Here is a 26,475-nt window from a genome sequence, read left to right on the forward strand (position 1 = left end):
GTTCACCCAGCCAGTCCCACCACCCCCATCAGGAGACGAGCCAGATGACCACCCCGCCCGCCAACCCACCCGTTCACGCGAGCTTCGAGCAGTTCCAGGCCCGGTCTCTGGCCGATGGCTTCGATGAGGTGCTGGTGCGCGAGTGGGCGCCTGGCCAGGTGGTGCCCGAGCACCGCCACGACTTCGGCGTGAGCGCCATCGTGGTGCAGGGCGAGATGTGGCTCACCTGCGATGGCCCCGAGCGCCACCTGCTGCCCGGCGATACCTTCACGCTGTACCGCAATGAGCCGCATGCGGAGCGCTATGGGGCGCAGGGGGCGACCTATTGGGTGGCGCGGCGCAATGCGGGGGATTGAGGCGCCAGGGTTGGTGTTGCCTGCACGGGATGCCGAGGCAGTACGCAGCGCAGGCCCACGCCGCGCCCAGCCAGCCCTTCGGTAAACCCAAGGGTGCCGCCCATGCGCTGTGCTACGCGGCGCACGATGGCCAGGCCCAGGCCAGTGCCTGCCTCGCTCGTGCCGGGGACGCGGTAGAAGCGCTCCCAGACCTGTGTACGGTGCTCGGGTGCAATGCCAGGACCATCGTCCTGCACCTGCAGAACGAGCGGTTCTTCCGGTGCAACGCCGATGGCACCCTCTGCAATCAGGTCCTGGGTGCCCAGGGTCACTTCCACGTGGCCGCCGGGCACGCCGTAGCGGATGGCGTTGTCCACGAGGTTGTCAACGAGGGAGCACAGGCCTTCGCGGTCCAACTGCGCGTCCAGCCGCTCGGGGGCATTCAATGCCAACTCGATGCGCCGCGCCCGCGCCAGCGGCACCAGCAGTGCGACGCGGGTGCGCAGCAGGTCGGCCACGTCCAGCGCCTCGTGGGCCATGGGGACACTGGGCGTTGCTGCGGCATCGGCTCGGGCCAGGGTCAGCAATTGTGTGAGCAGGTGCGAGGCCCGCGATATGCCCTGCTGCAGCGCCTGTGCGGCCTGGCCGCGCGCGGCGGGGTCGGGCTCCGTGAGCAACTGGTGTGCCTGGGCGTTGACGGCAGCCAAGGGGGTGCGCAACTCGTGCGCGGCATCGGCCAGGAAGCGGCGCTCTGCCTCCAGGCGCTGCGCTTCGTGGGCGAGCAGGGCGTTGAGCTCGTTGATCACGGGCGCGGTTTCGGCGTAGAGCCTGTCCACCTGTACCGAGGCCAGATCACCCGCGCGGCGGCGCGAGATGCGCTGCGCCAGCTGCCGCAGCGGTGCCAGCCCGCTGCGCACGGTGATCCATACCACCAGTCCGTGCCACAGGAAAACGCCCATCTGGCTCTTGAGCACCAGCCACAGCACCGGCAGCAGTGCGCCCAGGCGCAGCGCGCCGGGCTCGGCCACCTGCACCAGCACGCTCGCATCGCTGGACGGTTGAATGCGCAGGTACCACTGCGGGCGGTTGTCCGGCAGGGGGGCGAGGAGAGTGCTCTCGGCGCGCGGGAGGACCGTTGCCACCCCCGGCCACGGCACCTCTTTGCCGCCATTGCCGCTGCTGCGGTAGAGCACCTGGCCCTGGGCGTCCAGCACCTGGTAGTGTGTCAGTCCGGCGGTGCCCAGCAGATCGCGGCCCGTGAGGCGCGCGAGGGCCTCCTGGGCGGTTCGCATGCGCTCCGGCAGGGTCTCTGGCGGGCCGCTGGCGGCTTCGGCCAGGATGCGCGCAGTTTCCTGCAAACGGATGTCAATGTCTTCGGGGCTGCGCTCCATTGCAACCCATGTCATCACGGATGCCAGGGTCAGCCAGGCCACCACCAGGGCCAGCGCCTGCCATGCGATCAGGCGCCGGATCAGCGAGGGCGGGCGGGCGCCGTGTGGCGCGGTGGTCGCTGCAAGGCTCATGCTGCCGGGGCGGCGGCGGGGGCCTCCAGCACGTAGCCGACCCCGCGCACCGTGCTGATCAGGTGGTTGCCCAGCTTGCGCCGCAGCTTGTAGACATGCACGTCGGTGGCATTGCTGTCCAGCGTGTCCGCAGGGCTGGAGCTGGCCTCGATCTGGGTGCGCGTGAGCACGCGGCCAGGGTCTTCCGCCAGGGCGCGCAGGATGTCGTATTCGCGGGCGGAAAGATGCACATCCTGGCCATGCAACTGCACCCTGCGCCGCGCGGTGTGGATGCTCAGCGGCCCGATCTGCCAGACGCTGCTGGTCTGCCCGCTATGGCGCCGCAGCAGCGCCCGCACGCGCGACAGCAGCTCTTCGATCGCAAAAGGCTTGCCCAGGTAGTCATCCGCCCCGGCGTCCAGCCCCTGTACGCGCTCGCCCACGCTGTCGCGGGCGGTCAGCAGCATCACCGGCGTGGACTGCCCCTGCTCGCGCAGCCAGGCCAGCAGCTCCAGTCCGGTCTCGCCGGGCAGGCCGATGTCCAGCAGCAGCAGGGCGAAGCTCTGCTCTTGCAGAAAGCGGCGTGCATCTGCGCTGGTGCGCAGCCACACCACATGGTGGCCCGCCACGGTGAGCACGCGCTGCAGTGAATTGCCCAGGGGGAGGTCGTCTTCCACGAGGAGGATGCTGGCCATGCGATGTCGGTGGTGCGAAACGGGCTGGAGAGGGGGTCTGTGGTCTGCGGCGATTCTAGAAGCCGCACGGGTCTGTACGGGCTTTTTGCGCAGGCGGTGTTCATCGGGGCTTCATGTTCGAGGCCCGGTGGCGGCCACGGCTTCATGCGGGCTTCATGCACCGCTTTGCACACTGCGGGCTTCTTTTCTTCACTCCCGGGTTTCCCGCATGAACCTGCACTACGCAATCACCCCTTTCCCGCTGCGCCATCTGGCATGCGCCTTGTTCATATCCCTGCTGTCCGCCTGCGGCGGAAGCTCTGACGAGGGGCATGTCGTCACGGTGGACGGTATCAGCATGGACAAGACGATCAACAAGACCGGCCGCTACGACCTGGAGGTGACCGGCGCCCGCAATGATGTGACGGTGGCCGCCGGGAACACCGTGGGGCGCGTCATCGTGGCGGGCGTCAACAACCGCATCTTCGTGCTCGAGACCGCCACGGTCGAGCGCATCGAGCTCGATGGCAGCGGCAACACCGTCTATGTGCCCAAGGGCCAGAAGCCACCGGTCACGCGCCACGGCAACAACAACGATGTGATCGAGCGCTGAAGCGGGCGACGGCCGGAGGCGCCAGCTCACGGCATGTTGTGGCAGTATGCAATGCAGTTCCACGCGCCCCGCCTCTGACAGGTTCTTCGGATCGCGACCTTTTGCCATGCTCGGTTACGAGGCAGAAACCTGCGCTGCAGAGGTTGGGGCAATCGCCGGGTCGGCTTTGGTTGCACGTCAGCGTCTTCATTTTTGGTTTGCGCGCCCCAATGTCCGAACGATGGGAACCACGTAGAGCCAGCCCGGCCAAGTCCCGACATGCTACGTTCTGCGTTCAGCGTTGCGTGATGGCCGTCTCCCGGGTGGTTTCGCCGCTGCACGTCTTCGACTGCAGTCCTCAGGACGGCCGGCCACTAGACTCGGCTTTCCATCATCAGAACCGCAGAGCAACGTATGGTCAGTAGGAACACATCGCAGGTTGACTTGAACGAGCCTTACCGACTGGACCAGTCACTGGGATATTTGCTGAACCGGTCGGCGGACATCGTGTCGGCCACCTTCGCCGATATCCTGAAGAGGGAGTCGATCAGCCTTCCAGAGTGGCGCGTGCTGACGGCACTCACTGATCGCAACGATCAGACACTCAGCGAACTGGCCGCGCACGCGGGAACCGAGCTGTCCTATCTATCTCGGATTGTCTTGCATGCCCAGGAGCGAGGGCTGGTGCATCGCTTCACGTCAGAGGAAGACAAGCGTTCTACGCGCGTCTCCATCACTGTGGACGGGCGAGCGTTGGTGCGTGGGGTCATGCCTCAAGCCAGAGCGCTTGAAGCGAGCTGGCTAGAGGGTATTTCTCAGCAGGATGTGGACAGCATGCGCAAAACCCTGCAGGCGCTCTATCAGAACGTGCTCAATAGCCATCCCAACCTGGCGTCCTCGGGGCGCAAATTGACCGTAGCCCGCCGCATGCGTGACCGAAAGGACGCAGATGCAGGCAAGGGGCCAACGCCTGGATAAGGGGCGAAGCCAAGACTGGAGCTTCGGGTTTTCACCAGCACCGTCGGAAAAAAGGTAGCTTAAGCTACTATTTTCTTGCGGTGGCATTGGTGCTGCCGCGCCGTTGCCCAAGGGGCGAGGAGCTTCCATGTCCACGTATGACGGTCCGATCCTGGACGCATTCACCCACTTCCTGCCGCCCGAGTACATGGAGCAGGTGATCCGCCGAACCACCAACCGCGACCTGGCCAAGCGGTTGACTTCCATTCCGATGCTGTTCGACGTCGATCTCCGGATGGACATGATGCGCCGTTGGCCAGACTATGCGCAGGTCTTGACCCTCTCGCAGCCTTCGGCCGACAGCGTGTGCAGTCCTGAGGACGCACCAGAGCTGGCGCGCGTGGGGAACGACGGCTTGGCCCACATCGTGGACAAACACGGCAAGCATTTCCCGGCGTTTGTCGCCAGCTTGCCCTTGAACAACATCCCGGCCGCGCTCAGGGAGTTCGAGCGTGTCGTGTACGACCTGGGCGCTGGTGGCGTGCAGATCGACACCAATATCCAGGGCGTGCCGTTGGATGATCCCCGGTTCTTTCCGCTCTTTGAAAAGGCGGTCGAGCTGGACGTCCCGATCTGGATGCACCCGCACCGCGGCAGCCGTCCTGCCGACTACCCAGGAGAGGAAAAATCCAAATTCGAGATCTGGCAAGTTCTCGGGTGGCCGTACGAGACCAGCGTCGCCATGGCGCGGCTGGTCTTCTCGGGCGTCCTCAAGCGCCTGCCAACATTGAAGATCATCACCCACCACCTGGGCGCGATGATTCCATTCTTTGAGGGGCGGATCGGCTCGCTGTGGGACCAGATCGGATCGCGCTCGGCCGACGAGGACCTGAGCTACATCAAGGACATGCTGGGCGGCCGCCCGGTCGACTTCTTCCGGCGGTTCTATGGCGACACGGCCGTGGGTGGCTCACCTGCAGCAATCCGCTGCGGTCTGGAGTTCTTTGGTGAGGAGAAAGTGGTGTTCGCCAGCGACTGCCCGTTTGATCCCGAGGGCGGCGTCGGATTCATCCGCGATGGCATTGCCGCCATCGAGCAGCTCGACTTGCCGATGGCCACCATGCGCAACATTTTCTACGGCAATTCAGCGCGACTGCTGAACCTCGCAGACACACCTTCCGTGACCGCGAAAAATGCCCACAAGGAGCTGGACCATGCTTGAACGGCTTCGCGTGCAACTGGGTGCGGCGGCCTTGGCATGGCTCGCACTGGGCTTGTGCAGCGTCCACGCGCAGGTCGTGGCCTACCCGACCCAGGCCATCACTATCGTGGTTCCCTACACTCCGGGCAGTGGCGCAGACATCCTTGCGCGTTCCATCGCACCCCTCATGTCACGCAGGCTGGGCCAGCCGGTCATCGTGGACAACAAGCCGGGCGCAAGTGGGACCATCGCCTTGACCTTTGTTGCCAAGGCTGCTGCCGATGGACATACGCTGCTGATGGCTGCGGACTCCATGACGATGACGCCAAGCCTCTACCCCAAGGTTCCTGTCACGCCGCACAAGGACCTGGCAGCAGTGGGCAGGGCCGCTGTCGGCTCCATGGCGCTGGTGGTGAACCCTTCTGTGCAGGCCTCTTCCGTTGCCGAGCTGGTGGCGCAGGCGAAGAGTCAGCCGGGACGCTTGACCTACGCGACGCCTGGAAGTGCCTCTCCGCACCATGTGCTGATGGAGCTGTTCAAGCAATCCACCGGAACCAATCTGCTGCATGTGCCCTACAAGGGCATGGCCGGCGCTGTAACGGATCTGGTCGGCGGGCATGTTCAGGTGGGCGTGATGTCGCTGCAGGTGGCAATGCCGCACGTCACCGCTGGCAAGCTCAGGCTGCTTGCCGTGGCCGATGACAAGCGTGTGGCCGTGGCGCCTTCCATACCCACCTTCCGCGAGGCCGGATACCCCGAGCTGTCGCACACCAACTGGTTCGGGCTGTTTGCGCCTCTGGCAACACCGCCGTCCACCCTGGCGAAGATCAACTCGGCGATGTCAGAGGCCCTCTCGCAGAAGGCTTCGCAAGAGGCCCTGCAGGCCCAGGGATTGCTCGTGTCCACCAGTTCGCCTGCCGACCTCACCGAGCAAGTGCGGCAGGATGTAGAGCGCTGGGCCCAGGTGGTGTCCAAGACCGGCATCAAGGCCGACTGATCCGCATTGCGGGGCGAAGCAACGCTCCACGACTTCTTTCCCGCGCCCGCCAGGGCGGCAGCTTGCCGCCGGGGCGCCATTCAACCGAAACCACTACTATGACCATCGATCTGGAAACAGCCGTCGCCAGCGCACGTGCCCAGTTGTCTACGCCCCCCGAGTTGATCGGCCGAACCTCAGGTTCCAGGGCCCGTTTCGAGCTGTTCCACGCTCCGAACTCGATCTGCTCGCAGAAGGTTCGCGCGGTGCTGGCGCACCACGATATGGCCTATACATCGCATGCCATGAGCATCGTCGCCGGCGAGACCTACCTGCCTGACTATGTGCGGCTGCGCATGCTCGCGTGCGATCTGGAAGGATTGCCACTCGCCTCGCTGCATACGGGCAGCACCGCGGTCACGACGGGCGGCTGTGACCCTGCCGTTGTTCCAACCCTGGTGGACTGGTCGGCGGGCACGGTCGTCATCGATTCAAAGCGCATCTGCATCTACCTGGATGACCTGTCTGAACGGACCTTGAAGCTGCGACCTGGGGGTTTTGTGCAGGCGATCGACAAGGAGTTGGACCTCGTCGACGGTCTTCCGAACTACCAGATGCTCGTGGGACGCACGCCGGACGCGCATCGCTATGGAGCCTCTCCCCGGGCAGGGACGGGCGTGAATTTCGCCTTGAACAAGGTCGCGCGCTGTGATCGCTATCTGGCCGATTTCCCCGACGACAAGATGCTGCAACGCGGATACCAGGCCAAGCGTGCAAAAGAGCTGAGCGCTGCCGAACAGCTCTTTTCGCCGGAAGCCATGCTCGCTGCCTACGAGAGGGCAGAAGCCGCGTGCGATCTGCTGAACCAGAGGCTCGCCGGACGCAGCAACGGGTGGCTGTTCGGCAATGAAGTCTCCATGGCCGATCTCTTCTGGGCAATTGAACTGTTGCGCATGAAGAACCTGGGCGCAGACAGGTTCTGGGCGGCCGGCTTGCGCCCGCACCTGGACGACTACGTACAGCGCTGCGAAGGAGCGGGCGCCATCCGTTCGGCTGTGATCGACTGGCCTGGTGCTATCCACTAGGCAAGGCGCATGACAACTCCTCGGTTCGACTTTGATCTGTTCGTCATCGGCGGCGGTAGCGGCGGAGTGCGCGCGGCGCGCATGGCCGCAGCCGCTGGTGTGCGCGTCGGCCTTGCGGAAAGCTCGGCCCTGGGCGGCACCTGCGTGAACGTGGGGTGCATTCCCAAGAAGCTGTACAGCTTTGCCGCAGGCTATGCCTCAGCCTTCAAGGAGGCTGGCGGCTATGGATGGAGATTGCCGCAGATGCAAGCAGAGCTTGACTGGGGCCGTCTCAAGGAAGGGCGAGCGCAAGAAGTCGCTCGCCTCAACGGCGTCTACCAGGACCTCCTCATCCGCTCGGGGGTGGTGCTGGTGCCTGGCCACGCATCCTTCGATGGTCCGCAAGCTGTGCTGGTCGATGGCAGGCGCTACACCGCCGAGCGGGTGTTGGTCGCGTCGGGAGGCGCTCCGCGCATGCCCGAAATTGTGGGTCACCAGCATGCCGTGATTTCCGATGCCATGTTCGATCTTGAGCGTCTCCCGGATCGCCTCGTCGTTGTCGGCGGTGGCTACATTGCATGCGAGTTCGCTTCCATCTTTTCGGGCCTTGGGAGCAAGGTGACGCTGGTTCACAGGCGAGCGCACCTGCTTTCGGATTTCGACGAGGATGCCGCGCAGTTCCTGGAGCGCGAGCTGGCTGCTTCGGGCGTTGACATCCGAACTGGCGCCGAGGTGCGGGCCCTGGATCGATGCTCCGGGGACGGGCGGCTGGTAGCGACGTTGTCAGATGGGGCCACGCTCGACGCCGCCACGGTGCTGTATGCAATTGGCAGAATCCCCCGAACCGAGGGCATGGGCCTGGAGTCCGCAGGGGTCCAACTGGACGCGGCCGGAGCGATTGTGGTGGACTCCCACTATCGCACCTCGTGTCCTTCGATCTACGCGGTGGGGGATGTGTCCACCAGCAAGCAGCTCACACCGGTGGCCACCGCCGAGGCCATGGCGGTGGTCGATCAACTGTATGGACCCGGTGCCCGCGGCGTGAACTACGAGTTCGTCCCGACCGCCGTCTTCACCCACCCACAGCTTGCATCCTGCGGCTACAGCGAGAGTGAGGCCCGGCTCCGATTCGGGCCGGGGAACATAGACGTCTACAGCAGTGACTTCAAAGCCTTGCGGCACAGCATGTCGGGCCGCAATGACCGCACCTTGGTCAAGCTCCTCGTCAACAAGTGGGATGACCGGGTGGTCGGCCTGCACATGGTGGGCGATGAAGCCGGCGAGATCGTTCAAGGCTTCGCGGTGGCCATGAATGCCGGCGCCACCAAGGCGCACTTCGATGCAACCATTGGCGTTCACCCGTCCGTTGCAGAAGAGTTCGTCACGCTGCGCACGCCCAAAGCGCCATGACCATGAAAGAGGAGGGGTTGCCTCCCTTCGCCGGCGACCAGGTCCTATCGCTCATCTGCCTCTAGTGTCCCGAGTTGGAAATTCGTTGAATAAATCTACCGACAATCCCCGCCATGCGTCGTTGCAAATGCTCGCCATGCGCCCGGCATGTCTGCGCTTTGCGCCTAGCCTGGCAGCGATTTCGGCAGATTTCTTCTTCAACGAACTTCCAACTCAGGACACTAGCCGTGCTGGCGGGGCCGGACTGCCCGGCAGGCCGTTGGTGGCCGCAGGCGGTGTTGCGGTGGCGCGGCTCTCGATCAAAGGCGCCATGCTCTGGCTGCGCAAAACGCCAGGGTTGGCCGAGCGGCGGCTTTGATGATTTGGCAACTCGGTGGTGTTGCGCAACTGCCGCAGCCTTCCCTTCAATTTAGCCCGTCTTACCAAAAATCACGCTTTCCCTCTTGTCATTTTCCATAATTATGCGAAATTACATTCATGCGAGAGCAAAGCCAACGTTTGCAGTCATTTGAAGGCACGTTGGCGGCAAAAGCCGGTCCCCGGTAAGGGCGGCCGCTGATCGCCCGGAGTTCACCCGCACATGCGCCTGGTATCCAATTCACTGCACGACGAAGTCGCCTCGCGCCTGCGGGAGGAGATTTTTGCCGGCACGCTGGCACCGGGCAGCTTCCTGGACGAAGTGGCGCTGTGCGAGCGGCTGGAAATTTCGCGCACGCCGCTGCGCGAGGCGCTCAAGGTGCTGGTGGCCGAGGGGCTGCTGCGCCACGAGCCGCGCCGCGGCTGCTTTGTGGCCGAGGTCACGGCCAAGGACCTGGACGAGATATTCCCCGTGATCGCACTGCTCGAAGGGCGCGCCGCGCACGAGGCCACGCGCCGTGCGAGTGCGGGCGATGTCGCTGCGCTGGAGGTGCTGCACCAGCGCCTGCAGGCGCACGCGGCGGCCGGGCGCATCCCCGAGTACTACGCCGCCAACCACGCCATCCACGAGGCGTTCATCACCCTGGCCGACAACCGCTGGCTGGCCCAGGTGATTGGCGACCTGCGCAAGATATTGCGCCTGGCGCGGCTGCAGCAGCTGCACGCGCCTGGCCGCCTGCAGCAGAGCCTGGCCGAGCACCTGGCGGTGTTTGCCGCCTTGAAGGCCCAGGACTGCGATGCCGCCGAAGAGGCCATGCGCACCCACCTGCTGCGCCAGCGCGAGGCCCTGCGCGACGTAGCCCGCACACAGCAATCGAGGTTGACACGATGAACATGAACACCGCCCCCGAATGGATCGCCCGCAGTGTCTCGCGCCTGCGCTCTGCGGCCCCTGTCAGCGACAAGCCTGCTGCCGACCACAAACCGGCTGGCGAAAAGGCTGCCGGCGACAAGCCGCCACGCCCCGCTGTGGACAAGGCAGGCGTGACCGATGTGGTGGCCAAGGTGGCGGTGCCACGCTCCACCAACGAACGCCTGGCAGCCACCTTGCGCCGCGGGCAGGAGGCCCTGTCGCCGCGCGCGCTGCGCCGCCTGCTGGCCGACCTGCAGGAGGTGGTGGCCCCGCAGGTGAGCGAGCTCGAAGGCGGGCGCCGTGCCCAGGGCGTGGCCCAGTGGTATGCCGAGGCCGCGCCCGAGGAGCGGCGCGACATGTGGCTGCTGCTGTGCGAGCAGTTCGCGCCCGACGCCACGCGCTTCAAGTCGGCGCGCCAGCGCTACGAGGCCGCGGCCGGCACCGCCGAGGAGGGCCAGGCCGAGATCAGCCTGCGCCGCGCCTTGGTGTCGCCGCGCACGCGGCTGCTGCAACGCTTTGCGGTGTTCCCGGAGGGCATGCGCTTTCTGGTGGACATGCGCGCCGAGTTGCTGCCGCTGCTCAAGGCCGACAAGCGCCTGCTGGCGCTCGATGCCGAGCTGGAGCACCTGTTCTCGACCTGGTTCGATGTGGCCTTTCTGGAGCTGCGCCGCCTGTCGTGGGACTCGCCGGCCTCGCTGATCGAAAAGCTCATCAAGTACGAGGCGGTGCACGACATCCGCAGCTGGGCCGACGTGAAGAACCGGCTGGACAGCGACCGCCGCTGCTACGGCTTCTTCCACCCGCGCCTGCCCAACGAGCCACTGATCTTCGTCGAGGTGGCACTGGTGGACCGCATCTCCAGCAGCATCACGCCGCTGCTCGACGAGGCCGCCGCACCGGCCGACCTGGCCAAGGCGACGACGGCCATCTTCTACTCCATCAGCAACACCCAGACGGGGCTGCGCGGCGTGAGTTTTGGCGATTCGCTCATCAAGCACGTGGTGGAGACACTGGCCGAAGAGTTCCCGCGGCTGCGCACCTTTGCCACGCTGTCGCCCATTCCGGGTTTTCGTGGCTGGCTGGCCAAGCATGCCGCGCCCATGCTCGAACGCCTGGACGAGAAGCGCCGCGGCGAGCTCGGCCGTGCAGTGGGCTTCGAGCCGCCACAGGCCGCGCACCTGCTCACCGCGCTCGACAAGCCGCTGGAGCTGGACGCGCGCTCGCCTGTGCGGCAGTTGCTGCTCGAATGCGCGGCCCACTACCTGGCGCGTGAGCTGGCCGAGGGCAAGCCCGTGGACCCGGTGGCGCGCTTTCACCTGGGCAACGGCGCGCGCGTGGAGCGCCTGAACTGGGGCGGCGACCCCTCCACCAAGGGGCTCAAGCAGTCGTACGGGCTGATGGTCAACTACCTTTATGACTTGAAGCGCATCGACAAGCACCGCAGCATGCTGGCGCAGGGCAAGGTGCCAGCCTCCGGTGATATCGACAGTTTGTGCAAAGGTTGAATCCCGGCGCCGCTGCCGCGGCGCCATGTCCACAGGGGTAACCCGTAACCCCTGGGGCGGCGGTGTGCATCGGTGACACCCGTGTAGTGAGGCGGCGCTACCATGCGCCTTTGTGTTGTGTTGGACCTTTTATTTCTATTTTTATAAGACAGGAGACAAGATGAAAGACAACGACCTGCAGCGCCGCGGCGTGCTGCGCGGTGCCGCTGCTGCGGCCGCCGCACTGGCCTGTGGCAGCAGCTGGGCCCAGGCGTCCGCATGGCCGAGCAAGCCGGTGACCCTGGTGGTGCCGTTCCCTGCGGGCGGGGGCACCGATGCCTTCGCCCGGCCCATGTCCGCCCAGTTCTCCAAGACCGTCGGCAAGACCCTGGTCATCGACAACCGGGGCGGCGCCGGCGGTACCGTGGGCGCCAGCTTTGCGGCCAAGGGCGCGCCCGACGGCTACACCCTGTTCATGGGCGCCGTGCACCACGCCATTGCCCCGTCGATGTACCCCAAGCTCGACTACGACATCGAGAAGGACTTCATCCCCCTGGCCCTGCTGGCCAACGTGCCCCAGGTGCTGGTGGTCAACCCCAAGGCCGTGCCGGTGGCCAACTACCAGCAGTTCATCGAGCACGTCAAGCGCAACCCCGCCAAGCTCAACTATGGTTCGGCCGGCGCCGGTACCTCGCACCACTTGGCGGGCGAGCTGTTCAAGCAGCAGACCAATACCTTCATCACCCACATCCCCTACCGCGGCGCAGGCCCGGCCCTGCAGGATCTGATCGCGGGCAACGTGGACATGATGTTCGACGGCCTGGGCTCATCGGCCGCGCACATCAAGGGCGGGCGCATCAAGGCGCTGATGGTCTCGGGCAACAAGCGCAACCCGGCCTTCCCCGATGTGCCCTGCGCCGCCGAACTGGGCCTGCCCGACTACACCGTGACCACCTGGTACGGCCTGTGGGCGCCCAAGGGCACGCCGGCCGACATCCAGGCGCGCATCGTGGAAGAGGTCAAGCGCATCGGCACGGCCGAAGAGATCAAGACCATCTGGGCCAGCAACGGTGCCGAGTACGGCAGCCTGACCCCGCAGCAGTTCGGCGCCATGGTCAGCAGCGAAGTCAAGCGCTGGGCCACGGTGGTCAAGGCCTCGGGCGCCAAGCTCGACTAAGAAGGTGTGAACGAACCCGCCATGCCCGCTCATGCCTCCAAAACACGCGCGCTCGTCGTTGCAAATGCTCGCCATAGCCCGCGCTATGGCTGTGCTTTGCGCCTAGATCGCACGCGTTGTGGCGGCCTGCTCGGACACGCCGGGTCCATTCACACCTTCTGAACGACCCCCAATTAGCGGCGAGCAGGGAAAGGCAATATGCAGGCAGTTGTATCAGCAGCGATGACAGCGGCGCAGGTAGTCGCGGCGCGCGCACCCGGCGCGGCTGGCGATGCCGGCGTGGTGCAGGTCACGCTGCGCCACACCGGTCGGCTCAACGCCATGTCGCGCGCCATGTGGCAGCAGCTGCGTGCCGTGTTCAAGGACATCCAGCGCAGCCACGATGTGCGCTGCGTGCTGATCGAGGGTGATGGTGCAGCCTTCTGCGCGGGTGGCGACATCTCGGAGTACCCGGGTTTTCGCTTCGATGCGGCGGCGCTGCGCGAATTCCACGAGGGCGATGTCTGGGGCGGGCTCTCGGCCATGCTCGACTGCGACGTGCCCATCGTCGCCCACATCACCGGCGCCTGCATGGGCGCGGGCGTGGAGATCGCCAGTTGCTGCGACCTGCGCGTGGCGCATGCGGCAGCACGCTTTGGCGCACCCATCGCGCGCCTGGGCTTCCCCATGGCGCCGCGCGAGGCACAGCTGGTGGCTGGCGCCGTGGGCGAGGTCATCGCCCGCCAGATGCTGCTGGAGGCCGCCACCTTCAGTGCCGACGAGATGTTTGCACGCGGTTTTCTGAGCCGCGTGGTGGCCGGGGCCGAAGAGGCGCGCGCCGAGGCCTTGGCCAGCGCCTGCCGCATCGCGGCGCTGGCGCCTGGTGCGGCACGCCTGAACAAGCAGACCCTGCGCGCACTGAAAAGCGTGCAGCAGGGCCCGCAGGCCGCCGACCACCCGCCCGGCCACGCCCTGCCGGACCCCTATGCCTATGCGGACAGCGCCGAGCACCGCGAAGGCATCACCGCGTTTCTTGAAAAACGCCCCCCTGTGTTTTGAATGAACCGCCGCTTTGTTGCACACCCGGATGACAGCACCATGAGTTCCACCCCCCAGCAAAACCTCTTTTGCGCCCTGCGCGCCGCCTTCCCCGCCGACCTGGCCAGCACAGCCGTGGAGACCTCCACCGCCGACGGGCGGCCACTGCTTTACAGCTGGAGCGACCTGGAGCGCGCCAGCGCGCGCATCGCCAACCTGCTGGTGTCGCTCAAGCTGCCCGAGGGCAGCCGCGTGGCCGTGCAGGTCGAGAAATCGGTCGAAGCACTGCTGCTGTACCTGGCCACCCTGCGCGCGGGCTATGTGTTCCTGCCGCTCAACACGGCCTACCAGAGCGCCGAGATCGAGTACTTCATCGGCAACGCCGAGCCTGCCGTGGTGGTCTGCACGCCCGGCAACTTCGGCTGGGTGAGCAAGATCGCCTTCACCCAGGGCACGCAGCATGTCTTCACGCTGGGCGACGACCGCACGGGCAGCCTGCTGGAGCGTGCCGCCCACCATAGCGACGAGCACACGCCCGTGCAGCGCTCGGCCGATGACCTGGCCGCGATTCTCTACACCAGCGGTACCACGGGCCGCAGCAAGGGCGCCATGCTCACGCATGGCAACCTGCAGTCCAACGCCGAGGTGCTCAAGGACTACTGGGGCTGGAAGCCGGGTGACGTGCTGATCCACGCGCTGCCCATCTTCCACGTACACGGCCTGTTCGTGGCCATGCACGGCGCGTTGATCAACGGCAGCAAGATGATCTGGTTCAGCAAATTCGACCCCAAGGCCGTGCTTGCCGCCATGCCGCGCGCCACCGTCTTCATGGGCGTGCCCACGCTCTATGTGCGCCTGCTGGCCGAAGCCGGGCTCAACCAACAGACCGCGAAGAACATGCGCCTGTTCGTCGCGGGCTCGGCGCCGCTGCTCATCGAAACCTTCAACGAATGGCAGCAACGCACGGGCCACACCATCCTGGAGCGCTACGGCATGAGCGAGACCATCATGCTCACCTCCAACCCCTATGCGGCCGACAAGCGCCACCAGGGCCAGACCGAGCGACGCGGCGCCACCGTGGGCTTTCCGCTGCCCGGCGTGGGCCTGCGCGTGGTGGACGATGCGAACAAGCCACTGCCCGTGGGCGAGATCGGCGCCATCCAGGTCAAGGGCCCCAACGTCTTCAAGGGCTACTGGCGCATGCCCGAGAAGACGGCCGAGGAGTTCACCCAGGACGGCTGGTTCAAGACCGGTGACGTGGGCAAGGTGGACCAGCGCGGCTACGTGAGCATCGTCGGCCGCAGCAAGGACCTGATCATCAGCGGCGGCTACAACGTCTACCCGGCCGAGATCGAGGGCTACATCAACGACATGCCCGGCGTGGCCGAAAGCGCCCTGGTCGGGGTGCCCCACCCGGACTTCGGCGAGGTCGGCGTGGCCGTGGTGATCGCCAAGCCAGGCGCCAAGCTCGACGGCGAGGCCATCGTGGCGCAGCTCAAGTCGCAGCTGGCCAACTTCAAGATCCCCAAGCGCTGCTTTGTGGCCGACGAACTGCCGCGCAACACCATGGGCAAGGTGCAGAAGAACCTGCTGCGGGATCAGCACAAGGGGCTGTTTGCCTGAACGCAGCAGCACTGAACTGCATGATCGAGAAAGGGCCTGCGGGCCCTTTCTTCATGGATGGAGCTCTTTCCCCGAGGGCCTGATCACGGTGCCGCCAGCTCCACCGGGTGCTGCCGCGCAAAGTCGATGAAGCTGCGCAGCGGCACCGGCACGTAGCGCTGTTGTGGGTAGTACAGGTAGGGCACGCCCAGGCCCGGCGCCCAGTCGGTCAGCACGCGTTCGAGCCGGCCGGCCGCCTCGTCAGCCAGCACATAGCTTTCGTGCACGTAGGCCAGGCCCGCGCCGTGCAGGGCGGCGTTGAGGGCGATGTGCGCATCGTTCACCGTGAGCGGCCCGCGCGGCACCACACTGGCGCTTTCGCCATCGCGCGCAAAGTGCCAGGTGAACAGGGTGCCACCCGGAAAGCGCCGCCGTATGCAGCGGTGCGTCGCCAGGTCCTGCGGCGTGGCGGGCCGCCCGTGCGCAGCCAGGTAGGCGGGCGATCCCACCACCGCATAGCGCTGCGCCGGGCCGATGGGCACGGCCACCACGTCCTGCGCCAGGTCGTCGGCAAAGCGCACGCCCGCATCGAAGCCGCCCTTGACGATGTCCGTCATGGCCGCATCGGCGCTGATGTCCACGCCGATGTCCGGGTAGGCCTGCTGAAAGCGCGCCACCAGTGGCGCCAGCACGAAGTGCGCAATGGGGCCCGGCGCATTCAGGCGCAGCGTGCCGAAGGGCATCTCGCGGTAGCGGTTGAGCCGGTCCACGGCGTCGGCGATCTGTGCCAGCGCCGGCTCCAGGTGCGCGAACAGCTCCTTGCCCGCATCGCTGGGCGCCACGCTGCGCGTGGTGCGCTTGAGCAGCACCACGCCCAACTGCTCCTCCAGCCGGCGCAGGTTCTGGCTCAGCAGCGAGGGCGTGACGCCCCGCTCCAGCGCCGCGCGGCGAAAGCTGCCATGCCGGGCCACGGCGGCGAAGACTTCGAGGTCGGCCAGCGGAATGCGGTTCATTGTGTAGCCAGGGTTCATTGTTTGTGAATCATTATGGGTCTATCGCTTCGCTGTAAGCACTTTTACAGTCGGCAGCAAGCAATCACCTGGATCACGAACCATGCACATGTCCTCCCGTTTCCCCCTGCGCGTTGTCCGCTTCGCCACCCTGGCCGGCCTGTTGGCGCTGGCGCCCCTGGCGTGGGGCCAGGGCACGCCCGCCGTGCCAGCGACCACCTGGACCACGGCGGCCCCGGCCAGCGTGGCTCGCCAGGAGCTGTACCCCGAGGTGCTGGGCGGCAAGATCTACGTGGCGGGCGGCCTGCTCAGCCCCAACACCGGCTACTCGGCCCACTTCGAGGCCTACGACCCGGCAACGGATGCCTGGACGCGGCTGGCCACCTTGCCCCAGGCGCGCCACCACATGACGCTCACGGCCATCGGCGGCCAGCTCTACGGCATGGGCGGCTTCACGGGCGGCTTTCCCGTCTGGCAGGCGCAGCCCACCGTGTTCATCTACGACCCCGTGCGCAACGCCTGGCGCGCCGGCACCGACCTGGCCACGCCGCGCGCCGAGGGCATTGCCGCGGCGGTGGGCGGCAAGCTCTACCTGATCGGCGGGCGGGTGCGCGCCACGCCCACGGCCAGCCACTTCGACGACCATGTGGACAGCACGCTCAACGAGGTGTTCGACCCCGTGCGGGCGCTGTGGTCGGCCCGCGCGCCGGCCCCTACGGCGCGCAACAGCGCGGCCTACGGCGTCATCGGCGACAAGGTCTATGTGGTCGGTGGGCGCCAGTACTTCAAGAACGCCGACGGCACGGCGCGCCAGGTGAACGTGCCCACGCTGGAGGTCTACGACCCCGCCACCGACACCTGGGCCACGCGCGCCCCCATGCCGCAGGCGCAGGGCGGCCTGGCGGCCACGGTGCTGGATGGCAGGCTCTACGTGTTCGGCGGCGAGCAGTGGGTGCCCGAGCAGAGGGTGTTTGCCGACAGCTGGGTCTATGACCCGGCCTCCGACCGCTGGGCCGCCTTGCCGCCGCTGCCCACGCCGCGCCACGGCCTGGGTGCGTCCACCCTGGGCAACCGCGTGCACGTGTTCGGCGGCGGCCTGCGCACCGGCGGCAATGCCGCCACTGCGGTGCACGAGGTGCTGGTGGTGGACTCCGGCAAGCCCTGAAGCTCAACTCACGCGGCGGCCTGGAGCGCGGGCCTCAGGTACTCGGCCACGTGCTTTGTCGCGATGTCCTGCACCGTGGTCAGCTTGATGTGGCGGCGGCCCTTGCCCTGGCCTTCGAGCACGCCATGCGGGTCGGGCAGCGCGGCGCCTTCGCTGAGCTCCAGCGACACATGCCTCGCATAGGAGAAGATCCCGCAGAAAGGCCTTGCGGCACTGAACAGAATGCCGCCGTACTTCACTTCCTCGGTCACCGATGCACCGAGGCCCAGTACGGCTTCACGCAGGGCCTGGACCAGGGTGTAGCGGTCCGCGTCGTGCGCGCGGATATCCTCGAGCAGTTGTTCAATGCGGTCGGCGGCAGTGGCAGCGGGCATGGGGTTTCGCCTGGAGAGGGATGGAGCGCAGCGGTTCCGTGTCCGGTGCTGCGGCAGGCGCCTATCCTGCCACTGTTTGCGGCAGGCTGGCCGGTAGGCGGTCGGCTTGGGCCATTCAACAGGGACCACCGGCCGATCTGGTGATCGCGCCGATCAGGTGTATCCCCAGGTACGTTATCGCCAACAGGGCAATTCCTTCCAGATTGATCCGCAGCCCGAAGCCCGGCTTGTGCAGGCGCGTGGCCATGGTGTGCACCATCTTGCACAAGGGCACGAGGGGGCTGAGCACCACTGCAAGATAGGCCTGGGCTTTCCAGCCCTGCAGCACGTAGCCCCATTCCTCCTTGCTGTCGCAGCCGATGATGGCCCCGTGGATGGCCATTTCCTTGTATTCCCAGAACGCGATGCCGACGACCATCACGGCCAGCGGCAGCATGACGAACAGCCAGCACACGATCCACTGGCCATCGTGCGGGTTCCAGGTGGTCTCGTCCCGGGCTGCCGCCTGGGTTGTCTTCCCGTTCGCTTCGCGCCTGGGAGCGGGGGAGGGGGCGGTTCCACGGGTGCGGATGACTTCATCGGCGGCGTCGGCCACCATGTCCAGCCAGTAAGGCCAGTCGCGCACCCTGGGGCTCTCGCCCAGGGTCGCCAGGTACACGCATTCGCGGTCCGCGCTCACCTGCCGGCGCGAGGCGATGCGCTCGGCAGGCAGGTACCATTCGTCGGACGCCTCGGGCAGCCGGACCAGGAACACCGTGGTGGTATCGAAGCCCTCGCCGAAAAGACCTACCGCGCTGTGCAGCAGCTCGATGGCCATCCACTCGTAGCCGCGGTGCGTGCTGCGCACGATCCACTCTGGCTTGGCATTCACCAGGTGCAGCCGCTCCCACAGCGGGTTGTCGAACGAATCGAGCAGGCCCGCGGGCGGGCGTTCCTTGACCGCCATGGCTTAGAGCCTTTCCAGGTCGGCGTTGTCCTGGTCCTCGCGCTGCGCGTGGACGAACACGGCAATGGCGATGAAGCCGGTGAACAGCAGGTTCCATACCGTGGGCACGCCGAACAAGGCCAGCCCCAAGGCGATCAGGCCCAGCGTGATGGCCGCGCGCACGAGGCCCGGGGTGTGCTTGAACACGGTGACGAGGATCAAGCTTGCGACAGCCACCGCGACTGGCCAGAGGAAAATGCTGTACAGCAGAAGCACAAAGAGTTCCTGGCCCGAGGACTTGCTTGCGATCCGGCTCCAGCCCCAGTTGACCCACTGCGTTCCCACGACGTAGGCAAGGGTGGTCCAGAGGTAGGGAAGGGGGGCGGAGCGGTCCGATAGGCGCATGCGATGCAGTCGTGGGCGGCAGGGGTTGGCTGATTTCGCCAGGGCTTGTACGCCGCACTATGGCAGCAAGCGCGAGCATCGCTGAATTTTTGCGCGGACCCGTGGTTTTCTTGCGCACGGCCCATGAACCGCTACCTGCAGTAGCGTGCCGCGATACGGCGTGGATTGCGGTGGAAGGCGCAGGCGCTACCGCGCCGGCACCTTGAGCGGCAAGCTCAGCCCGAAGGTGTTGCCCTGCTGTGCGTTGGCGGCCTGCCAGGAGTATTGCGCACCGATGGCCAGCGCCCGGCTGCGCACATTGGCCAGGCCCTTGCCCAGGCTGCGTTCCGGGCCTGCCTCTTGTGCGGGGCCGGCATGGGGCCGGCCGTCGTCGCGCACCCACACCATCACGAAGCCGGCCTGCGTGCCCGTGGCGATCTCGATGGTGCGCGCCCCGCTGTGCTTGACGATGTTCGTCAGCACCTCCTGCAGGATGCGCAGGATGTGCAGCGCGCTCTGCGGGTCCAGCCAGGGCAGGGGGGGCACGTCCTCCACGCGCCAGTGCAGCGTGAGGCCCGCGGCCTGCAGGCGCGGCCCCAGGCGAAAGCGCAGGGCGGCCAGGAGGCCCAGCAGGTCGGTGTCGGCATGCTCCAGCGAGTCGATGGAGAGCTTGAGGTCCTCGATGCATTCGGTGAGCACGCGGGCCATGTCGGCCTCGGTCAGCTGGCTGCTCTGCGCCATGCGCAGCGCGCTGATCAGCGAGGAGCCGATGCCATCGTGCATCTCCTGCATCAGGCGGCGGCGCTCGGCGTCCAGCGTCTGCTGGCGCTCCAGCGCGCTCAGCTGCCGGTAGCTGGCGGCCAGCTCGGCCTCGCGCGCGGCAAGGCGCCGCTCCAGTTCGGCGTTGGCCTCCTCCACAGCGTGGATGGCACCCACGTACTTGCGGTAGCCGATGGCCAGGAAGGTGGCCAGCGCGCCGATGGACGTGTAGGGGGCCAGGTAGACGTGGCCCATGTCCAGCGCATAGTTCTGCAACAGCAGATCGTGCACGCCGGTGGGGATGAACAGCAGCATCCACACGGCCAGCAGCCGACCTTCCAGTGTGCCCGCGCTCCAGGCCACGCGGCTGCCAGAGACCACGGCGACGGCCAGCATGAGGAATGCTACGGCAGTGGCCAGGGGGAGCATGGCGTCGACCTGCAGCAACCACGGCATGGGCAGGGTGGCGACCGAGGTGACCGACTGCAGCACCACCATGCCGCGCTCCAGCCGGGGCCGGCGCTGGCCATGGATGCGCAGGATGAACAGGTAGATGAAGACCATGGACCAGCCCAGCGCATTCAGCGTGAGCCAGCCGAACCAGGCCTCGGGCAACAGCAGCGGCTGGTCGCCCAGTGTGAAATGCACGGTGCGCAGGCCGTGCGCCAGCGAGGCGGCAAAGAACAGCAGGTAGGGCGTGTCGTGCCGGCGCACGCACCAGACGGCCAGCGCCATCAGCCCGAGGGCCAGGTACACCGCGGAGACAATGGCCAGCAAGTCCACCTGCATCCAGGTGCGCAGCCGGTAGGAGGGGAGCAGTTCGGGGACCGGGCCCATCCAGGCCGCAGACAGGGCCCCGCCGACCCCGGGCTGGCTCGCCATGCGCAGCAGCACCTCGCCTGGTCCGGGCGTGCCGGGCGCCATGGCCGGCAACTGCACCCACAGGGGGCGGTTGAAGCTGTTCCAGACCCGGCTGCCGCCGTGGATGCCGGTGCCATGGACCCGGTGGCCATCCACATACACCGCGATGTTGCCGATGGTCTGCCAGCGGGGCAGGTACAGGGCCAGTGCGGCCCCGCTCCACCCCTGCAGTGCATCCGGCACGGGCAGCCGGTACCACACCACCTGCGGCTGGGCCGTGAGTGACTCATCGGGTTCTGCGACCGAGCGGGGCCGTGCGTGCGGCAGGGTGACGGATTCCCCGGCGGTAACCTTCAGCTCGCCAGGCGGCACCGTTGCCGGTGCATCCCAGCCGCCCCCAGGCTGGTGCAGCAAGACGGCCTTGACAATGCGGCGGTCCGGCTGGGTCCCCTGGGCCTGCGCGGGAGCCACGGCGAGCAGCAGCCACAAGGTCAGCCAGAGCACCAGTGCCACCGCCAACATCCAGGGCCGCAGGCCTTCCTTCGATGGCCGCTGCCCGCGGCTGCCACTATTGCGGCAAGATGCCATGCCGCTGCGCCTCGAGGATGGCCTCTGCCCGTGTATTCACTTCCAGCTTGGCGTAGATGCGCCGCACGAAGGTCAGCACCGTGCTGGGCGATACGCCCAGCGCATGGGCGGTCTCCTCGGCCGTGAAGCCCTTGCTCACGCGCAGCAGCACCTCGTGCTCGCGTGGCGACAGGGTGACGGCGGGCCGGGGTGCCGGCGCGGCCTGCGGTTCAGATGCCACAAGGACCGGTGGATCCGTCGCCCCCGGCTCCCGCGGCGCCTGCCGCAGGGCGGTGCGTGCCAGGATCTTGCGTGCCACCATCGGGCTGATGGGGCTGCCACCGGCATGCACGCTGCGGATCTCGTCCACCAGGCCGGGCGCGCTGGCGTCCTTGAGCAGGTAGCCCATGGCGCCGGCCTCGATGGAAGGCAGCACATGCATCTCGTCGCCGAAGATGGTGCTCACCAGCACGCTGCATTCAGGCCATTGCCGGCGCGCGGCGGTGATCACGTCCAGGCCCGAACCGTCAGGCAGGCCCAGGTCCACCAGCAGCACGTCCAGGGGTGCGCGCGGCAGCAGCGCAAGCGCCTGCTGGCGGCTGGCGGCCTGCAGTACCAGCTGCATGTCGGCCTGGCCTGTGATCGCGCTTTCCAGGATGGCCCGGGTTGTGGCGTCGTCCTCCACCAGACCCACGCGGATGGTGGCGGTGCGCAGGGGCAAGGGGGCGGCGTCAGGGGCAGCAGGCATGGCCGCAATTATGGCCAGTGGGGCGGTGCTGTCTGTCCTCAGTTCTGGGGACAGACAGGTGCGCGCAAAAAAAATAGCATCCCGGCCACATCGCATTTGCCATGCCTCGTATCGCACCGCAGAGGCTGCCGCTTGCACAAATTGTTCAGAAGACGAGAACTGCCATGACACACTCTTTGCCTTGCCGTCGGGAGCCTCGCACACGCCGCTCACTGTTGCTGGTGCTACCCCTGCTGTGGTCGATGGGCGCGGTGCATGCGGCAGGCGAGTGCCGGGTGACGCCAGACGGCACAGGCAACGGCAGCAGTTGGGCCCAGGCAGCGTCGCTGGAGGGCGCGCTGGCCGATGCGGCCTGCTCGGAAATCTGGGTGAAGCAGGGTACCTACAAGCCCACGACGGGTACCGACCGCACAGTGAGCTTTGCAATCGACCGGCCGGTCAAACTCTATGGCGGCTTTGCCGGCGCCGAAGCAGCGCTGGGCCAGCGCAGCAGCGATGCCAGTCTGACGGTGCTGTCGGGTGACATCGGCGTGGCGGGCGATGCAACGGACAACAGCTTTCATGTGGTGGTGATCGGCGGCCTGGGTGCGAATGGCAATGGCGTCTATACCGGCAGCAATACTGCCGTGGATGGCTTGACCATCGTCGCAGGGTATGCCAAAGACGATGCCAGTCCGTTCACCGAGTATGGTGGTGGCGGCTTGTTCTGCAATGGCTGGGGACCGGGAATGCAATGCGGGCCCCGCATCGCGAATGTCGTCTTTCGCAACAACACCGCAAGTGCCCGGGGAGGTGCCATCTATCTGACGGGCGCCGGAAGCATGGGCATCTCGAAAACGGTGTTCGACGGGAACGCTTCGCGCAACGGAGGCGCAATCCGCGTTGCAGGCAACGCAAGCAACGCAACGACCATCGATCAGAGCGTGTTCAGGGGCAACACAGCATCCTCGGACGGAGGTGCGCTGTACCTTTCGGATGACGGCTTCACCATCACCCGCTCTTCGTTCACCGGCAATGCCGCCGTCAAGGGCAGTGCTGTCCTGGCGGCCAATTCCAACCCGGTTGCCGGGCTCATCGGGCAATCCACCTTCAGCGGCAACTCTGCGTCCGACCGTGCGGTGGTGTACATGAACGGGACCGGGCCAGTCGCGTTTTCCCAATCCACCTTCAGCGGCAATACCTCCACCTGGCAGGGGGCCGCGATCTATGCGTTTGCAGGCAGCCACACGGTGGCGTCCTCGGTCTTCGGCAAGGGCGGAGCCTCGTCCCAGCCACAGGTCTCCGTTCGATCCGGCGCCGGGCTGACCGTGGCCCGCAGCCTCGTGGAGGGTGGTTGCCCAAGCCCTGTGATCTGCACGGACCTGGTCAACGCGGATCCCCTGCTGCAGCCCCTGGCCGACAACGGTGGCGCCACGCACACCATGCTGCCGGGCGCGGGCAGTCCGGCCATCGACGTGACGGGCTCTTGCACTGCACAGGCCATCGACCAGCGTGGCCTGGCGCGCAATGTGCATGGCGCTTGCGATATCGGCGCGGTCGAGCTGCAGCCGCCTGGCGCGCCCGCGGCTGTCGCGGCCACGGCTGGCACGCAGCGAGCCAGCGTGTCCTGGACTGCTCCCGCCAGCGACAGCGCCATCACCGGCTATACGGTGGCCGCCGTCGAGGATGGCACCAAGACCTGCTCCGTGGGCACCGGCAGCCCGGTTGCCACTTCCTGCACGGTGACAGGCCTGGCCAGCGGCCGGGCCTACACCTTCACCGTTGTGGCCTCGAGTGCCCAGGGTGCGGGCGCTGCCTCGGCGGCCAGCGCCGCTGTCACGCCCACGGCCGCAGCGGTCGATCCGCTGCCTTCGGCTCCCAGCCTGCCTGTGACCAGCCCAGGCACCACGACCATCACCGACCCCGCGCTGCCTGTGCTTGTGGGGCCGGGCGCTGGCGGCGCAGCCATCGTCGTTCCGGGCACCGGAACCACGCCCGTCACGCTGCAGGTCACGATCAACGGCCAGGCGCTGCAGGTGCAGGCCAGCCCCGGCACGCAATTGCGCGTGGCCCAGGTCAACGGCCAAAGCGTGCTGGTGCTGGTGGTGCTGGAGGGGTGGGCGTCCATGACCGCCAGCGCCGAAGGCCAGCCCATGGCGCTGGCGGGGGATGTGTTGCTCAGCGCAGGCCGTGCCGGTACGGCCATCGAGGCCCAGCCGCTCACCGTGGCGGTGCGCACGGGGGCCCTGGTGCCGCCCCAGGGCAGTCTGCCGCAGGTGGGGCGCATGGGACTGCAGGCGGGTGAGAGGCTGCAGGTCAACCAGCAAGGGGCCGTGGTCTCCATCACGCTGGGTTCGCTGAAAGGCGATGCCTCGCAGCCCGGCGATCCGATGGCGTTTGCCAACCTGCCGGCCTCTTTCGCAGTGGACAAGCAGGGTTTCAGCCGGCTGAGCGGCCCGCTGGCGCGCCTGTCGGGCATGAACCTGGCCCAGGGGCTGGAAATCGCCGCCTCGGGCGTGGTGCTGGTGCGCGACGGGGGCCAGGTGTTCCAGCTGTTGCCTGCCATGCCCATCACCATCGATGCGACGCAGCCCGATGGCCTGGCCTTCACCCCCCTGGGCCTGCTGCGCTGGGTGCGCGGCGGGGTGGTGGTGCAGTTTGCGCCGGCGGTGGCAGATCTTGCCGGGCTGGCAGGCGCCGTCACGGCGCTGCTGCCCGATGCGCAGATCATGCTGGGTGCCGAGGGCGTCATCCAACTGCGTACTGGGGGGCGCACCTACGTGCTCAAGCCTGGCTGGACCGGTTCGGGATCGGCGAGTGGCAGTCCTCAGATCGGTGTGGACGAGCAAGGCCACATCTTCTTCCAGGTGGGAGCCGGCCCAAGGCAGCTGCTGTTGCCGGCGCTGCTCAATGCCACCCAGGCCCAGGCGATTTTCCGGGCGGCCATGCCGGGCTCCGGGCTGACGGTGCAAGCCGCATCCAGGGACGGGGCCTTCACCGTGGCCCAGGGTGGGCAGACTTGGCGGCTGGTGCCGCAGTGGGTGCTGCCCGAGGGCAGTGCGGCGCAAGTGCCCGCACCGGCTGCGAACTGGTGGCTGGGCGCAGACGGGCTGTTGTACCTGAAGCTGGGCAGCCAGGCGCAGGGCGTGCGCCTGGCCCATTGAATGACAGGGCTTTGCGCCGCAATGGGCGGTTTCTCGGCACAACCTGCAGCGCCTGCACGCCTTCTGGCACGGGCCGGTTCCGGGTGTTCTTGTCACAAGTTCTAGGGACATACAGAACCGCCATCGCCCGATAGCATTCGTGGACTGCCATGAACACATTCCAGATCCTGCGGCGCCTGCTCCCCCGCCTGCAACGACACCTCCTGGCGCTATCGGGCGACGCGAGGCGATTCTTGCTGCTCCTGCTGCTGTGGGCGCTGGCCATGGCGGCCTCCATGGTGGCCGGGCCGGTGAATGCACTGCAGGACGGTGCGCTGCGGGGCCTCACCCCGCCCGCGCATACCGCCCCGGCGCCAGCCCCACATGCCGGCTGAAGGCGGTGCTGAAGGTGCTGGCCGAACCGTAGCCCACGCGTTCGGCCACCTCGGCAATCGCCAGGTCCTGGTGGCGCAGCAAGTCCTTGGCCAGGGCCATGCGCCAGGCCAGCAGGTATTCCATGGGCGGCATGCCCACGGCGCGCGCAAAACGTTCGTAAAAGGCCGAACGCGACAGCGCTGCCGTCTGCGCCAGCTGGGCCATGGTCCAGGGGCGTGAGGGGCTGGCATGCATGTGGCGCATGGCCTGGCCAATGCGCGCATCGGCCAGGCCGCGCAGCAGGCCGGGAGGCGCCTCCTCGCCCGCTGAGGTCGAGCGCAGGGCTTCGATCAGCAGCAGCTCCACCAGGCGCGACAGCACCAGGTCGCGGCCCGGGCGGTCCGCCGCCGACTCCTTGCCCACCAGTTGCACCAGCGCCTGCAGGTGCTCCACTCCGCGCACATGCATCAGCGCCGGCAGCAGAGACACCAGCAGCGCCGCGTCGGGCGAGCCGAAGACGAAGTAGCCGCCCAGCAGGCGCACGTCGGGCGGGCCGTCCTGCTCGCCGTGGCGCACTTCGCTGGTGAGGGCGGGCGCCGTCCTTGGGTCGATGTACCGGGGCGCTGCAGGCTCGGCCCCCGCCATGGTGAAGCCCGGCGTGGCCGGCAGCAGCACGAAGTCGCCCGCCGCGAGGGTGATGGCGTCCTGCCCGTCCACGGCCAGGCTGCAGCTGCCTTCCAGCACCACGCAAAAGCTCGGGTGCCCGAAGTCCGCGTAGCGCACGGCCCAGCGGCCCGCGCCGCTGATGCCCTTGGAGAACACGGTGCGCGGTTGCAACAGGGCGATGACTTCGGCAAGGGGATCGTTCATGGCCGGACGATTGCAAATGAAAACAGGACTTTTCGCTGTAGATGGTCCGGTCAA

At 67.1% G+C, this 26,475-nt stretch carries 25 protein-coding genes; 16 read left to right on the forward strand and 9 right to left on the reverse strand.

The window, feature by feature from the left end; translation table 11 throughout:
- Positions 1-44 precede the first annotated feature (44 nt).
- Positions 45-356 carry a cupin domain-containing protein gene (locus AC0IZS_RS19655; protein ID WP_471637151.1) on the forward strand — a complete coding sequence of 104 codons (312 nt, stop codon included), beginning with the start codon at positions 45-47 and terminating at the stop codon, positions 354-356.
- Here AC0IZS_RS19655 and AC0IZS_RS19660 read toward each other — a convergent pair.
- Positions 323-1,858 (reverse strand): ATP-binding protein, encoded by a 1,536-nt coding sequence (locus AC0IZS_RS19660; RefSeq protein WP_471637152.1) that lies wholly within the window; start codon positions 1,856-1,858, stop codon positions 323-325. The two genes, AC0IZS_RS19655 and AC0IZS_RS19660, sit on opposite strands and share 34 nt — an antisense overlap.
- Positions 1,855-2,532: a response regulator transcription factor gene (locus AC0IZS_RS19665; protein ID WP_471637153.1), complete on the reverse strand. Its 678-nt coding sequence runs from the start codon at positions 2,530-2,532 to the stop codon at positions 1,855-1,857. Before AC0IZS_RS19665 ends, AC0IZS_RS19660 begins: the two co-directional genes overlap by 4 nt.
- 208 nt (positions 2,533-2,740) lie before the next feature.
- Here AC0IZS_RS19665 and AC0IZS_RS19670 point away from each other — a divergent pair, with 208 nt between their 5' ends.
- From AC0IZS_RS19670 to AC0IZS_RS19725, 12 genes are all read left to right on the forward strand, one after another.
- The gene (locus tag AC0IZS_RS19670) at positions 2,741-3,124 is read left to right on the forward strand and encodes a DUF3060 domain-containing protein (protein ID WP_471637154.1); all 384 of its coding nucleotides are present in this window, start codon (positions 2,741-2,743) and stop codon (positions 3,122-3,124) included.
- 423 nt (positions 3,125-3,547) lie between these two features.
- Positions 3,548-4,081 carry a MarR family winged helix-turn-helix transcriptional regulator gene (locus tag AC0IZS_RS19675; protein WP_471637155.1) on the forward strand — a complete coding sequence of 178 codons (534 nt, stop codon included), beginning with the start codon at positions 3,548-3,550 and terminating at the stop codon, positions 4,079-4,081.
- 127 nt (positions 4,082-4,208) lie between these two features.
- Complete coding sequence (locus AC0IZS_RS19680) at positions 4,209-5,282, forward strand: amidohydrolase family protein (RefSeq protein ID WP_471637156.1); 1,074 nt, start codon at positions 4,209-4,211, stop codon at positions 5,280-5,282.
- A complete protein-coding gene (locus tag AC0IZS_RS19685) occupies positions 5,275-6,258 on the forward strand; it encodes a Bug family tripartite tricarboxylate transporter substrate binding protein (RefSeq protein WP_471637157.1) in 984 nt (327 codons plus the stop codon). The genes AC0IZS_RS19680 and AC0IZS_RS19685 overlap by 8 nt, the downstream gene beginning before the upstream one ends.
- Before the next feature lie 98 nt (positions 6,259-6,356).
- A complete protein-coding gene (locus tag AC0IZS_RS19690; RefSeq protein WP_471637158.1) occupies positions 6,357-7,322 on the forward strand; it encodes a glutathione S-transferase family protein in 966 nt (321 codons plus the stop codon).
- Between the two features lie 9 nt (positions 7,323-7,331).
- Positions 7,332-8,711, forward strand: a complete 1,380-nt coding sequence (gene gorA, locus AC0IZS_RS19695) for a glutathione-disulfide reductase (protein WP_471637159.1) — start codon at positions 7,332-7,334, stop codon at positions 8,709-8,711.
- An 85-nt stretch (positions 8,712-8,796) separates the two neighbouring features.
- Positions 8,797-9,069, forward strand: a complete 273-nt coding sequence (locus AC0IZS_RS19700; RefSeq protein ID WP_471637160.1) for a hypothetical protein — start codon at positions 8,797-8,799, stop codon at positions 9,067-9,069.
- Between the two features lie 222 nt (positions 9,070-9,291).
- Entirely contained in the window at positions 9,292-9,960 is a 669-nt protein-coding gene (locus AC0IZS_RS19705; RefSeq protein WP_471637161.1) for a GntR family transcriptional regulator, read from the forward strand.
- A gap of 2 nt (positions 9,961-9,962) precedes the next feature.
- Entirely contained in the window at positions 9,963-11,486 is a 1,524-nt protein-coding gene (locus tag AC0IZS_RS19710) for a malonyl-CoA decarboxylase (protein WP_471639555.1), read from the forward strand.
- 160 nt (positions 11,487-11,646) lie between these two features.
- A complete protein-coding gene (locus AC0IZS_RS19715; protein ID WP_471637162.1) occupies positions 11,647-12,642 on the forward strand; it encodes a Bug family tripartite tricarboxylate transporter substrate binding protein in 996 nt (331 codons plus the stop codon).
- A gap of 222 nt (positions 12,643-12,864) precedes the next feature.
- Positions 12,865-13,680: an enoyl-CoA hydratase/isomerase family protein gene (locus tag AC0IZS_RS19720; RefSeq protein WP_471639556.1), complete on the forward strand. Its 816-nt coding sequence runs from the start codon at positions 12,865-12,867 to the stop codon at positions 13,678-13,680.
- Between the two features lie 39 nt (positions 13,681-13,719).
- Entirely contained in the window at positions 13,720-15,282 is a 1,563-nt protein-coding gene (locus AC0IZS_RS19725; protein ID WP_471637163.1) for a malonate--CoA ligase, read from the forward strand.
- Positions 15,283-15,365: 83 nt separating this feature from the next.
- Here the strand turns inward: AC0IZS_RS19725 and AC0IZS_RS19730 are convergent, their stop codons facing one another.
- A complete protein-coding gene (locus AC0IZS_RS19730) occupies positions 15,366-16,274 on the reverse strand; it encodes a LysR family transcriptional regulator (RefSeq protein ID WP_471637164.1) in 909 nt (302 codons plus the stop codon).
- Positions 16,275-16,380: 106 nt separating this feature from the next.
- On the opposite strand from AC0IZS_RS19730, the gene AC0IZS_RS19735 reads away from it, so the two are divergent.
- A complete protein-coding gene (locus tag AC0IZS_RS19735; protein ID WP_471637165.1) occupies positions 16,381-17,436 on the forward strand; it encodes a Kelch repeat-containing protein in 1,056 nt (351 codons plus the stop codon).
- Between the two features lie 8 nt (positions 17,437-17,444).
- On the opposite strand, the gene AC0IZS_RS19740 is transcribed toward AC0IZS_RS19735, so the two are convergent.
- The 5 genes from AC0IZS_RS19740 to AC0IZS_RS19760 all read right to left on the reverse strand — a co-directional run bounded on the left by AC0IZS_RS19740 (position 17,445) and on the right by AC0IZS_RS19760 (position 22,054).
- The gene (locus AC0IZS_RS19740) at positions 17,445-17,810 is read right to left on the reverse strand and encodes a DUF1801 domain-containing protein (RefSeq protein ID WP_471637166.1); all 366 of its coding nucleotides are present in this window, start codon (positions 17,808-17,810) and stop codon (positions 17,445-17,447) included.
- 115 nt (positions 17,811-17,925) lie between these two features.
- On the reverse strand, positions 17,926-18,756 hold the full coding sequence (locus AC0IZS_RS19745) for a hypothetical protein (RefSeq protein ID WP_471637167.1): 831 nt from the start codon (positions 18,754-18,756) through the stop codon (positions 17,926-17,928).
- 3 nt (positions 18,757-18,759) lie between these two features.
- Positions 18,760-19,140, reverse strand: a complete 381-nt coding sequence (locus tag AC0IZS_RS19750) for a hypothetical protein (protein ID WP_471637168.1) — start codon at positions 19,138-19,140, stop codon at positions 18,760-18,762.
- Positions 19,141-19,326: 186 nt separating this feature from the next.
- Positions 19,327-21,252 (reverse strand): sensor histidine kinase, encoded by a 1,926-nt coding sequence (locus AC0IZS_RS19755; protein ID WP_471637169.1) that lies wholly within the window; start codon positions 21,250-21,252, stop codon positions 19,327-19,329.
- 55 nt (positions 21,253-21,307) lie between these two features.
- Positions 21,308-22,054: a response regulator gene (locus tag AC0IZS_RS19760; RefSeq protein WP_471637170.1), complete on the reverse strand. Its 747-nt coding sequence runs from the start codon at positions 22,052-22,054 to the stop codon at positions 21,308-21,310.
- 164 nt (positions 22,055-22,218) lie between these two features.
- Between AC0IZS_RS19760 and AC0IZS_RS19765 the strand changes: the two genes are divergently transcribed.
- Together AC0IZS_RS19765 and AC0IZS_RS19770 are read left to right on the forward strand one after the other, a co-directional pair.
- Complete coding sequence (locus AC0IZS_RS19765; protein WP_471637171.1) at positions 22,219-25,197, forward strand: choice-of-anchor Q domain-containing protein; 2,979 nt, start codon at positions 22,219-22,221, stop codon at positions 25,195-25,197.
- 149 nt (positions 25,198-25,346) lie between these two features.
- Complete coding sequence (locus AC0IZS_RS19770) at positions 25,347-25,571, forward strand: hypothetical protein (RefSeq protein ID WP_471637172.1); 225 nt, start codon at positions 25,347-25,349, stop codon at positions 25,569-25,571.
- Here AC0IZS_RS19770 and AC0IZS_RS19775 read toward each other — a convergent pair.
- Positions 25,522-26,421, reverse strand: a complete 900-nt coding sequence (locus AC0IZS_RS19775; RefSeq protein WP_471637173.1) for an AraC family transcriptional regulator — start codon at positions 26,419-26,421, stop codon at positions 25,522-25,524. The two genes, AC0IZS_RS19770 and AC0IZS_RS19775, sit on opposite strands and share 50 nt — an antisense overlap.
- Positions 26,422-26,475: the final 54 nt, after the last annotated feature.

This window comes from Acidovorax sp. AC410 (genome assembly GCF_979253235.1).